We start from the raw sequence: 10,610 nt of genomic DNA, 5'->3' as shown, positions 1-10,610 counted from the left end.
GCGATGTTCGAGTAGTGGGCGAAGACGTCGGCGCCGCCGCCGTCCTGCTCGATGAAGCCGAAGCCCTTTTCCGCGTTGAACCACTTCACGGTGCCAGTAGCCATGTCATTCTCCTTCGGGTGCAGAGCCGGAACCCGAACCTCTCGGATTCCGCGTCGCCGCAATGACCCCATCCGGAATGACCGGTAAAAACAAAACGCGCCTGAGGCTACATGTCCTGTCAGGCGCGCATAACGTCCATGGGTACCAAAACTGCAACTGCCTACGACGCTAGCACGGATCGCCTCGGGATGGGGGACCAACGCCGGGTGAATCTCCATTCCCCGCCGGGCGCCCGATGTGGGACGCTGAGACCACCGGCTCCATCCCTCCGCTCCCCTTGAGGTCCTATGCGCTGCGTCATCGCCAACTACGCCTTCGATCTGACCGCGAACGAGGTGAAGGAAGCGATGAGCGGCGTCAAGCCCGAACCGATCACCGGCCCCTCGGTCCGGATCGGCCGCCGCGACTACCCCGTCAAGCAGGTCGGAGCGGTGATCACCCGCCAGGACCGCCGCGACTTCACCGCGGGCGAGGTGGTCCGCGCCATGAAGCGCCTCGGCTTCGTCTGCGCCCCGGCGCCCGCCGCCGCGCCCACCGAGGCCGCCACCCTCGACCCCTTCGCGGCCGCCGCGGCGGCGCTGGGAAGCCCCACGAACGGCTGACCGCCGTGCGCTGCCGTGCAGGGCGGCCCGGGGGTGGCCTTCCGCGCCCGGGCTGACCTGGACATGGTGTCGAAAACGACGGCCGTGCCCCTCGGGAACGTACATGTGCCCGGCCGGTGGCGCTGCCTACCCTCGAAGCCATGACCACAGCAGACCGCCGCCCCCTCGGCCCCGTCGACTCCTCCCGCACCCCCCGCTACGCGGGCCCCGCCACCTTCGCCCGGCTGCCGCGCGTCGACGAGGTCGGCGGCACGGCGGACGTCGCCGTGGTCGGCGTGCCCTTCGACAGCGGGGTCTCCTACCGCCCCGGCGCCCGCTTCGGCGGCAACGCCATCCGCGAGGCGTCCCGGCTGCTGCGCCCCTACAACCCGGCGCAGGACGCCTCCCCCTTCGCCCTCGCCCAGGTCGCCGACGCCGGTGACATCGCCGCCAACCCCTTCAACATCAACGAGGCCGTCGAGACCGTCCAGGCCGCCGCCGACGACCTGCTCGCCACCGGCGCCCGCCTGATGACCCTCGGCGGCGACCACACCATCGCCCTCCCCCTCCTGCGCGCCGTCGCCCGCAAGCACGGCCCCGTCGCCCTGCTGCACTTCGACGCCCACCTCGACACCTGGGACACCTACTTCGGCGCCGAGTACACCCACGGCACGCCCTTTCGGCGCGCCGTCGAGGAGGGCATCCTCGACACCTCCGCCCTCTCCCACGTCGGCACGCGCGGCCCGCTCTACGGCAAGCAGGACCTCGACGACGACGCCAAGATGGGCTTCGGCATCGTCACCTCAGCCGACGTCATGCGGCGCGGCGTGGACGAGGTCGCCCAGCAGCTCCGCGAGCGCATCGGCGACCGCCCGCTCTACATCTCCATCGACATCGACGTCCTCGACCCCGCCCACGCCCCCGGCACCGGCACCCCCGAGGCGGGCGGCCTGACCTCCCGCGAACTCCTGGAGATCCTGCGCGGCCTCGCCTCCTGCCACCTGGTCTCCGCCGATGTCGTCGAGGTCGCCCCGGCGTACGACCACGCCGAGATCACCTCCGTGGCGGCTTCCCACACGGCGTACGAGCTCACGACCATCATGGCCCGCCAGATCGCGGCGGGACGGGCCTCCGGCGGCGCCTGAGGCGGGTGGGGCGCCCCGGCGACGGCGCCGGCTTCCCCCGGGGAGCCGGCGCCCGACCCGCTGTCTGTAACCGGATCGGTGCGGTCCGTAAGAATTTCGTATTGTCCGATGCACATTCGGGCTCTCGCGAACGCTAGAGGTAACAGAGGGCGCAATACGGCGCACTCGCGGGGCGGGGACGGGGCAGCCTCGTACGACCGACAGAAGGACAGCGAAAGTCCGTGAATCTTCAACTCATAGGGGATCTCGTCACCGCCGCGCTCGTCGTGCGCGTCTTCGGCAGTGACGTCCTGGCCCTGCTGCGCCGCGCCGCCGCGGCCGGGGTCCGCGTGGGCATCTCGGAACTGCACCAGGGCCACACGGAGGGGAAACGGTGACGCGGGACCACCTCCGCCCGCGGGGTGTGACCTCGATGACCGGACTGCCCGACGAACTCCCGCCGGATTTCCGCGCCTTCCACCAGCTTCACCGCGCCGCCTATCTCCACCGGGCCGAGGTCTACCTCGGAAACCGCTCCGACGCCGAGGAAGCCGTCGACGAGGCGTTCGTACAGCTCGCCCGTTCCTGGACCCGCGTCCTGGCCATGGAGAACCCCGCCGCCTACGCCTGGAAGGTGATGAAGCACCGCGCCATCGACGTGGCGCGCGCCCGGAAGCGCGGCCCTTGCCTCGTGGACAACGCGACCTTCGAGACCGCCGCCCTGCGCGACGCGATCGACCCCATCGCGATGCTGGAGGAGAGCCTGAACCTCTACCAGGCGATCAAGAAGCTTCCGGAACGCCAGCAGGACGTGGTCATCCTGCTCCACTGCCGCGGCTACACCGTCGCCCAGACCGCCACCCACCTCGGCATCACCGAGGCCGGAGTGCGCTCCACCGCGCGCTACGCCCGTCGCCGTCTTCAGCAACTCCTCGAGACCACCGAAGGAAACAATGCCGATGACCTCGCACATTGACCACATCCTGGCGCGGGCCCTGCTCACCCCCACCCCTCCCTGCGACGTCGCGGCCGCCGAGGCCCGTCTCGCCGCCCGCCTCGCCGACGGCTCCCCGGACCGCACGGCCCCGGCCGGCGGCCGGGAGGAGACCGCCGACCACGCGCCGGACACGGACGAGCGGATGGCCCGGGACCTGCGAACCCTGTGCGAGGCGATCATCGGGCGGGACGGTGCTCTGGCGCAGCTCCAGGAGGTCATCACCCACCGCATCCTCGAACCGACCGGCGCGCGCGTCCTGGGCTGCGTCCTGCAACTGGCCGGCCACGAGGACAGCGCGCAGTTCTGGTGGCAGTTCGCCGGCGGCGCCGGCGACCCCGCCGCCGCCTACTGCCTCTACCTCCACCACATGGCGCTCGGAGAGGAGGCCCAGGCCCACTGGTGGCTGGCCTGGTGGCACGAGCAGGCGGGCGGAGGCGTGCCACCCGTGATCGACCCGGAGAAGGAGTCGGCCACCACCGACCACGAAATGGCCATCGCCCTGCGCGTCCTGCGCGGTCTCAAGAAGGGCACCGTCGCCCCCGCGGCCACCACGGCGGTCATCGAGTACGTCGCCCAGGCGGTGGACTTCATCGACGACCTGGACCTCCCCCTGCCGGAACCGGAGTTCGCCGACCGCATCGAAGACCTCACCGCCACCGAGACCGCCACCTCCAGCGCGGCCCCTTCCGGCAAGGCCCTCCTCCCCGAACGCCGCCCCGGCCGTCCATCCCGCCCCGGCCGGGCCCTGAGAGCGGTGAGGGCGGCCAGCGGGACCTGAGGGTCAGCGATGCCCGGTCCGGAGGGCGGCGCCCGTTTTCGGCGCAGGAGCGTCGGACAGCGAGAACCACACACTCTTGCCGGTGGGCCGCACCCCGCCGTGCCACACCGTCCCCCAGGCGTCCGCGCACGCCTGGACCAGCAGCAGGCCCCGCCCGTGTTCCGCGTCGGCCTCCGCCTCGGGGGAGCGGGGCTCGGGCGGCCAGGGGAAGCGGTCCGGGTCGTCGTCTCGTACGGACACGTGGAGGTGGGGGCCCCGGACCGTCGCCTCCAGGGACAGCAGCGGCACCTTGGTGTGGAGGTGGACGTTGGCGACGACCTCGCTGACGAGGAGGCGGGCGGTCTCGACGAGGGCGGGGTGGTCGGTGGCCTTCAGCAGGCCCGCGACCATGTCGCGGGCCACTTTGGCGGTTTCGGGGATGTTGGGGGCGCGGAGGCGGTAGCGGTGGGACGGTTCGGTTGACTCGCTGAGGAGTTGGGGTGGCAGGTCGGCCATGGTGGTCCCTTCCGGCGCCGTGCAATGTGCTACCTCAGTAGCGGTACGATCACAGAAGGTAGGGCGTAAGTATGCCCCGTAGCAACGTTACTGAATGAATGTCACTCCTGTGGGTGGTCGTGTGGTATTGCTACGCGCGAGGCCCGGAGGATCGGAAGGATGGGTGAACGAACGCGATGCCCGCCAGGGACAATCCCACTGCCCGACAAGCGCGCTTGGGCGCCGAACTGCGCAGACTCCGCGAGCGTGCTGGAAAGACAGCGCGTGAGGCCGCTGGGCTGCTCGGCACTGATCAGGGCAAGATCAGCCACATGGAGTCCGGGCGGATCGGCGTCAGCGAGGAGCGCATCCGTCGGCTCGCCGCCTTCTACTCGTGCGGGGACAACGCGCTGATCGAGGCCTTGTGCGCCATCGCGCGTGAGCACCGTGGTCAACACTGGTGGGATGAGTACCGGGGCATCCTTACGCCGGGCTTCCTCGATATCGCTGAGCTGGAGCACCACGCCACTTATATGCGCTCCGTGCAGAGCGTCTCACTGCCCGGGATCTTCCAGACGGAGGACTACGCCCGAGCCGTGTTCAGCGGAAGCATCCCCAGGCTCCCGCACGACGAGATCGAGGTGCGCGTCGAGCATCGCATGCGACGGCAGGCCATTTTCGACCGCGAGACCCCTCCGCCGATCGTCGCGGTCATTCACGAGGCCGCGCTGCGGATGCGCTTCGGCGGCCGTAAGGTTGCGCGGGCTCAATTGGAACGGCTACTGGAGGTCGCGGAGTGGCCCACGGTGACGCTGCGCGTGGTGCCCTTCACCAACGAGGACTTCATCGAAGTCACGCCGCCAGTGCTCTATGCGGGCGGCGTTGTCCCGCAGTTGGACACGGTTCAGGTGGACACGCCGTTCGGCGGACGGTATCTACACGCTGAGGCCGACCTGCAGAGCTACCGGGAACTGCTCGACATCGCCGAGGGCGGTTCGCTCGGTGCCGAGGACTCCCGGCAGCTCATCCGTCATATCGCACGGGAACTATGAGAGGGTAGACATGCGCGAATCCTTGAAGTGGCAGAAGTCGTCGTACTCCGGAGCCGGAGGGGAGAACTGCGTCGAACTCGCCCGGCGCGCCGTCACAACCCTCATACGCGAGAGCGACGACCCCCACGTCGTGCTCGCCACCACCCCCAAGCGTCTGGCCGCGTTCATAGCCGCCGCGAAGGCCGGCGCCTTCGATCACCTCACCCCCTGAACCACCCCGCCCCGAAAACCGGTTGGCGCCCCGCCCCGCCCACGGCACACTTGCCGCCCGTTGCCACCGTGACACGAGGAGGACCCACGGGATGAGGACGAACCGGCTCGGCCGCAGCGCTGTGGAGGTCACGGAGCTGGGGTTCGGGGGCGGGCCGCTGGGTGGGCTGTTCGCGGCGCTGGACGACGACACCGCGGGCGGGGCGCTGGCCGCGGCGTGGGAGCTGGGCGTGCGGTACTTCGACACCTCGCCGCACTACGGCATCGGACACTCCGAGCGCCGCATCGGCGAACTCCTCCGCACCAAGCCACGGGACGAGTTCACGCTGTCGACGAAGGTCGGCCGGCTGCTCGTCCCGCAGGACCCGGCGGGGCGTATGGACGAGGGATTCCACGTGCCCGCGACGCACCGGCGGGTGTGGGACTTCTCCCGCGACGGCGTCCGGCGCAGCGTCGAGGACTCCCTCGCCCGGATGGGCGTCGACCGTATCGACTTGCTGTTCCTCCACGACGCGGAGAAGCACTTCGAGGACGCCCTGCGCACCGGCTACCCCGCGCTCGCCGAGCTGCGCTCCGAGGGGGTGGTGGGGGCCATCGGGGCGGGGATGTACCACACCGGCATGCTCACCCGGCTGGTCCAGGAGGCCGACGTGGACGCGGTGATGCTGTCCGGCTACTACACCCTGCTGCAGCACAGCGCCCTCGACGACCTGCTGCCCGCGTGCGCCGAGCGCGGCGTCTCCGTGCTCGCGGCGTCGATCTTCAACTCGGGCCTGCTCGCCACCCCGCGCCCCGCCGAGGGCGCGCACTTCGAGTACGCGCCCGCCTCGCGGGAGCTGCTGCGGCGTACGCATCGCATCGCGGATGTGTGCGAGGCGCACGGCGTGACGCTGCCGCAGGTGGCGATGGCGTTTCCGCTGCGGCACCCGGCCGTGGCGGGCATCGTGGTGGGCATGCGCACCGCCGAGGAGGTGCGGAGCAATCTCGACTCCTTCGGGGTGGAGATCCCGGACGGGGTGTGGTCCGACCTGCGCGGCGAGGGGCTGCTGGACGAGCGGGCGCCGGTGGCCGCGTAAAGGCCGTCGTAGAGGCCGTTGGGCGGGGCGGCACATCGAGGTCCGATTGCCGCCAGCGCGCGGCGGCGGGCGCGATCATGCTGGTGGCATGACTCAACCGTTGACGACCGACTCGATGGCCATCCTCACCGGCATGTACGCCGCGGAGGCCGAGTACCTGGCGGCCGGGGGCCCGGGCGAGGCCCCGTTCGACACGCTCGCCCCCTTCTTCGCGCCCGATGTCGTACTGCACCAGGCCGAGGCCCTGCCCTACGGCGGCACCTGGCGCGGGCACGCGGGCATGGAGCGGTTCTTCATGGAGATGAGCCGGACGTGGGAGGAGTTCGACATGCTGGAGCAGGAGTTCCTCGCCACCGGTGAGACGGCGGTGATACGCACCCAGGTCCGTGCTCGCGCACGTGCCACCGGCCGGGAACTCACCTTCCCCATCCTCCAGACGATCTCGTTCAAGGACGGGCGGATCGCCGAGGTCCACCCCTTCTACTGGGACACCGCCGCCATCGCCACCGCCTGCGCGGCGCCGACGGAGGGGTGACGAGCCAGGCGGCGCCGACGGCTGGCCGACGCGGCCCGCGCCTGGTGGGTGGCCTTCCGGTGCCCTCAGGAAGAACACCGGGAAACCCCGGGATGACATGTTCGCCCCAGGCAACCGAAGCGGCGCGGCGGGCACAACCCACGCCTCCGGCGCGGTGTCTACGCGGGTGATCGGCGACACCGACCGGTCGTCCAACCGCGTTCCGCGAAGGGTCACTTCTGCATGCGTAAGCACGGAATCATCGCCGCCTCCACCGTCGCCCTCGCCCTGGGCGGGGCCCTGTTCGCGGCGCCCGCCGCCCAGGCGGCCACCACCCCGGTGGCCTCGGTCGTCCACGAGGACGGTGAACTCTGGTACAAGGGCGCCGCCGGGCAGACGAACCACCTCACCGTCTCCGAAGCGGTCGAGCAGCGGGGCGAGTTCGAGTACTACTACATCATCACCTTCCGCGATCGGGGTGACATCGCCATCGACCCGAGCGCGGCGACCGCCGACGAGTGCGCCTACCCCTCGGAGGCCGACCACACGGTCGTGCGGTGCGCGACCATGGCCCCCCTGGGCTCCGACGACTCGGACAACTTCGACGTCGACCTCGGTGACGGCGACGACACCGCGACGGTCGACGCCGACAGCCACGCGTACTCCTCGATCTACGGCGGCCCCGGCAACGACGTGATCAAGGGCTCCGCGCGGGACGTGCTGCACGGCGGCGACGGCGACGACCGCCTCGACGGCGGCGGCGGTGTGTGGAGCGTGGGCCCGTACGGCGACGGGGGCAACGACACCATCACCAACTGCGCGATGGACTGCTACGGCGGCCCCGGCAACGACTCCATGACCGGGGGCGCCGACCCCACCGACAACCACATGTACGGCGAGGACGGGAACGATGTGATCCACGGCCTGTCCGACGCCGACTTCATCTACGGCGGCCGGGGTGACGACATCCTCTACGGCGAGGAGGGCGACGACACCATCTACGGCAACAGCGGGAACGACACGCTCTACGGCGGCCAGGGCAAGGACACGCTCTCGGGCGGCCCGGGGACCAACAAGGTCTACCAGGACTGACCGGGCCCCCGGCCACTTTGCGGTGGCTTTGGGACACCGACACGCCGTCACCATGGCGTGTCGGTGTCTCATACCCGCCGCGGATCCAGCCGCTCCGCGACCCAGCCGGCCATCGCCCGTACGCCGACGCCGATCGCGCGCTCGTCCGGCGCGAAGTCGGGGTAGTGCGGATAGCAGGCGGTGATGGGCGCGCCGGGGGCGCGGACGCCGAGGAAGGTGTAGGTGCCCGGGACGCGGTCCAGGTAGAGGGCGAAGTCCTCGCCGTTGAAGGGGAAGGCGGCGTGGAGCTCGGTGACCGGGTCCCCGCCGAGGTTGCGGCGCAGGTGGCGGGCGAGCGCGCGGGCGTCCGGTTCCGGGCAGACCAGGGCGGGGAACGGCTCGGCGGGGAAGCTCACCGCGGCCCCGGCGTACGACCCGGCCAGCCGGCGGATGTCCTCGCGGACCTCCGCGTACCGCTCCTGCGGCCAGCAGCGGTACGACACCGCCACCTTGGCCTCCTGCGCCCTGGCCCGGACGGCCACGAACCGGGCCAGCGGACCGTCGGGCGTCTGCACGTCGGCGACCATCCGCTCCAGGTCCGCGGGTGTCTGCGGCGGCGCCACCGTGGCGAGGCCGCCGATCTCGGCGGCCAGGCGCCGTGCGGCGTCGGGCGCGTCAGGACCCGAGAGGGTCACCTCGGCGCGGTCCTGGCCCGGCAGCCCGTAGCCCGGGGTCACGGCGAACCGGCCCACCGGGAAAGGGCCGCAGTGCAGCGCGTGGATCTCCTCGACGCCGGTGCGCTCCAGCACCCCCGTGTCGATCATCGCGCGGGCCCCGGCCAGGGCCTCCTCGGCGGGCTGGAAGAGGAACACCGCAGTTCCGCTCAGCCGCCGCCGGAACCGGGCCAGCACCTGGGCGACGCCGACGGCCACCGCGGTGTGGACGTCGTGTCCGCAGAGGTGGGCGGCCGCCGGGCCGCCCCCGACGATGTCCCCGGGCGGCACCGCGTCCATGTCCGCCCGGTACGCGACGGTACGGCCGGGTCGCGAGCCCCGCAGGACGCCGATCACACCGTGGCCGCCCACCCCCGTGGTGACGGCCAGCCCGGCCGCCCGCAGCTCGCGGGCCACCACGTCGGCGGTCCGCCGCTCCTGCCCCGGCGCCTCGGGGTGGGCGTGGAGGTCCCGGCGCAGCGCGATCAACCGGGACTCCAGGCGCGCCACCTCGGCGTCCACCGCCCCTTGCGCCACCCGCCCGTCTGCCACTGCCAGGCCCCGGCCGCCGGCGACGGCCGTTCCCGCGGCTCCCCATCCGATCCCGCCGGCGGCCGCCGTGGCGAGGCCGGCGAGCAGGGTGCGGCGTGCGAGGGCGTTTTTCCTGGGACGAGTCACTGTCTTCCCTATCTGATCCGAGGTGGTCTTCCGGGTGGTCTTCCGGGCGTTTCCCGGGCCGTCTTCCGGGGCGTTTCCCGATGGACACACCCTCGCCGTGATCAGGTGTCGCCGCCCATCCGGCAGGCCACCACGTGGGGTTGGGGGTTAACCCCACCCCGTGGCGGCGCGGCCGACGGTCGGGCCGCCACGGGGTGGGCCGGGGGTCAGCGGGACCCGCGGCGCCCCGGTCGGCCTGGCACGGTCAGCAGCGCCAGGCCCAGGGACAGGACCGCCAGGCCGCACCAGGACACCACCGGCAGCCGCTCGCCGAGGACCGTGATGCCGAGCAGCGCCGCCACCGCGGCCTCGGCCAGGGTGAGGGTGGTGGCGACCGACGCCGGGGTGTGGCGCAGGCCGTGGCCGAAGAGGCGGTAGGCGAGGAAGGTGGGGAACACCGCGAGGTGGAGGGCCACCGCCGCGCCGCGTACGGTGGCCAGCCAGGCCGTCCCGGTGGCGAGCAGGACGGGGAGCACCAGCAGCCCCGCCGCGCCGAACATCGCGCCCATCACCGCGGCGGAGGGGTGCCCCCGGCCGATGAGACGCCCGCCGAGGAGCGAGTACACGGCGTACGACAGCCCCGCCAGCGCGGCGAGCGCGATCCCCACGGTGTCCATGTGCGCCGGGCTGCCGGTGAGTTGGGGGCCGAGGACCAGGACGGCGCAGCCGGTCACCGCGGCCAGGGTGGCCACCGCCCAGCGCGCGGTGGGCCGGGCTTGCCCCGTGGCCCAGGCCAGCAGGCCGGTGAAGACCGGCGCGCTGCCCAGCGCTATCACGGCGGCCACGGCCGCGCCCGTACGCGCCACGGCCGGGTAGAAGGTGAGCGGACACCCGGCCACCGCGACCGCGCCGACGGCGAGGAGCCGCTGCTCGGCGCCGGTGGCGGCGGTGAAGAGCCGCCACGCGCCGCGCGTGGTGAGGAGCAGCAGCAGGCCGCCCAGGGTCAGGCTCGCGGCGCCGATGGCCGGGGCGGGGGCGCCGGAGGGGGCCATGGAGCCGGCGGTTCCGGTGGTGCCCCAGAGCACCGCCGCCGCGAGGATGGGCAGCGGGCCGTCGGTGAGGCGGGCCCGGCGGCGGCGCGGCGAGGCACCGGGCGCGCCGGGGGTCGAGGGCGTACCGGGCGAGGTGGACATGCCGGGTGAAGAAGAGGCGTGCTGAGCCACAGTCGTGAACTTCCGTCGTCGAAACCAATGAGGACTGG

General features: G+C 72.1%; 14 protein-coding genes. 10 read left to right on the top strand and 4 right to left on the bottom strand.

Annotation, left to right across the window (positions count from 1 at the left end; translation table 11 throughout):
- Nucleotides 1-104: cold-shock protein (locus BBH68_RS06405; RefSeq protein WP_141712957.1), on the bottom strand; the 104-nt coding region annotated here is incomplete at its 3' end.
- A gap of 285 nt (nt 105-389) precedes the next feature.
- On the opposite strand from BBH68_RS06405, the gene BBH68_RS06400 reads away from it, so the two are divergent.
- From BBH68_RS06400 to BBH68_RS06385, 5 genes are all read left to right on the top strand, one after another.
- Nucleotides 390-704 (top strand): SCO5918 family protein, encoded by a 315-nt coding sequence (locus BBH68_RS06400; protein ID WP_065959583.1) that lies wholly within the window; start codon nt 390-392, stop codon nt 702-704.
- A gap of 140 nt (nt 705-844) precedes the next feature.
- Nucleotides 845-1,828, top strand: a complete 984-nt coding sequence (speB, locus tag BBH68_RS06395; RefSeq protein ID WP_065959581.1) for an agmatinase — start codon at nt 845-847, stop codon at nt 1,826-1,828.
- A gap of 221 nt (nt 1,829-2,049) precedes the next feature.
- Entirely contained in the window at nt 2,050-2,205 is a 156-nt protein-coding gene (locus tag BBH68_RS41820; RefSeq protein ID WP_170066538.1) for a hypothetical protein, read from the top strand.
- Nucleotides 2,206-2,240: 35 nt separating this feature from the next.
- On the top strand, nt 2,241-2,783 hold the full coding sequence (locus BBH68_RS06390) for a sigma-70 family RNA polymerase sigma factor (protein ID WP_065959591.1): 543 nt from the start codon (nt 2,241-2,243) through the stop codon (nt 2,781-2,783).
- On the top strand, nt 2,767-3,582 hold the full coding sequence (locus tag BBH68_RS06385; protein ID WP_065959580.1) for a hypothetical protein: 816 nt from the start codon (nt 2,767-2,769) through the stop codon (nt 3,580-3,582). Before BBH68_RS06390 ends, BBH68_RS06385 begins: the two co-directional genes overlap by 17 nt.
- A 3-nt stretch (nt 3,583-3,585) precedes the next feature.
- Here the strand turns inward: BBH68_RS06385 and BBH68_RS06380 are convergent, their stop codons facing one another.
- Entirely contained in the window at nt 3,586-4,077 is a 492-nt protein-coding gene (locus BBH68_RS06380; RefSeq protein WP_065959578.1) for an ATP-binding protein, read from the bottom strand.
- Nucleotides 4,078-4,253: 176 nt separating this feature from the next.
- Here BBH68_RS06380 and BBH68_RS06375 point away from each other — a divergent pair, with 176 nt between their 5' ends.
- The 5 genes from BBH68_RS06375 (at nt 4,254) to BBH68_RS06355 (ending at nt 8,000) form a co-directional block, all read left to right on the top strand.
- Complete coding sequence (locus BBH68_RS06375) at nt 4,254-5,108, top strand: helix-turn-helix domain-containing protein (RefSeq protein WP_065959576.1); 855 nt, start codon at nt 4,254-4,256, stop codon at nt 5,106-5,108.
- 10 nt (nt 5,109-5,118) lie between these two features.
- Nucleotides 5,119-5,319 carry a DUF397 domain-containing protein gene (locus tag BBH68_RS06370; protein ID WP_065959573.1) on the top strand — a complete coding sequence of 67 codons (201 nt, stop codon included), beginning with the start codon at nt 5,119-5,121 and terminating at the stop codon, nt 5,317-5,319.
- Nucleotides 5,320-5,410: 91 nt separating this feature from the next.
- A complete protein-coding gene (locus BBH68_RS06365; protein ID WP_065959572.1) occupies nt 5,411-6,394 on the top strand; it encodes an aldo/keto reductase in 984 nt (327 codons plus the stop codon).
- Nucleotides 6,395-6,482: 88 nt separating this feature from the next.
- Nucleotides 6,483-6,929 (top strand): nuclear transport factor 2 family protein, encoded by a 447-nt coding sequence (locus tag BBH68_RS06360; protein WP_065959569.1) that lies wholly within the window; start codon nt 6,483-6,485, stop codon nt 6,927-6,929.
- 222 nt (nt 6,930-7,151) lie between these two features.
- The gene (locus BBH68_RS06355; RefSeq protein ID WP_065959564.1) at nt 7,152-8,000 is read left to right on the top strand and encodes a calcium-binding protein; all 849 of its coding nucleotides are present in this window, start codon (nt 7,152-7,154) and stop codon (nt 7,998-8,000) included.
- A gap of 68 nt (nt 8,001-8,068) precedes the next feature.
- On the opposite strand, the gene BBH68_RS06350 is transcribed toward BBH68_RS06355, so the two are convergent.
- On the bottom strand, nt 8,069-9,370 hold the full coding sequence (locus BBH68_RS06350) for a M20 metallopeptidase family protein (protein WP_079150834.1): 1,302 nt from the start codon (nt 9,368-9,370) through the stop codon (nt 8,069-8,071).
- A 206-nt stretch (nt 9,371-9,576) separates the two neighbouring features.
- Nucleotides 9,577-10,542: a DMT family transporter gene (locus tag BBH68_RS06345; protein ID WP_065959563.1), complete on the bottom strand. Its 966-nt coding sequence runs from the start codon at nt 10,540-10,542 to the stop codon at nt 9,577-9,579.
- Between the last annotated feature and the right edge of the window lie 68 nt (nt 10,543-10,610).

Source organism: Streptomyces sparsogenes, from assembly GCF_001704635.1.
In the GTDB taxonomy this organism is placed as follows: Bacteria; Actinomycetota; Actinomycetes; order Streptomycetales; family Streptomycetaceae; genus Streptomyces; species Streptomyces sparsogenes.
Note: the sequence above shows the minus strand (reverse complement) of the source record. Positions and strands in the feature narration are given on the sequence as shown.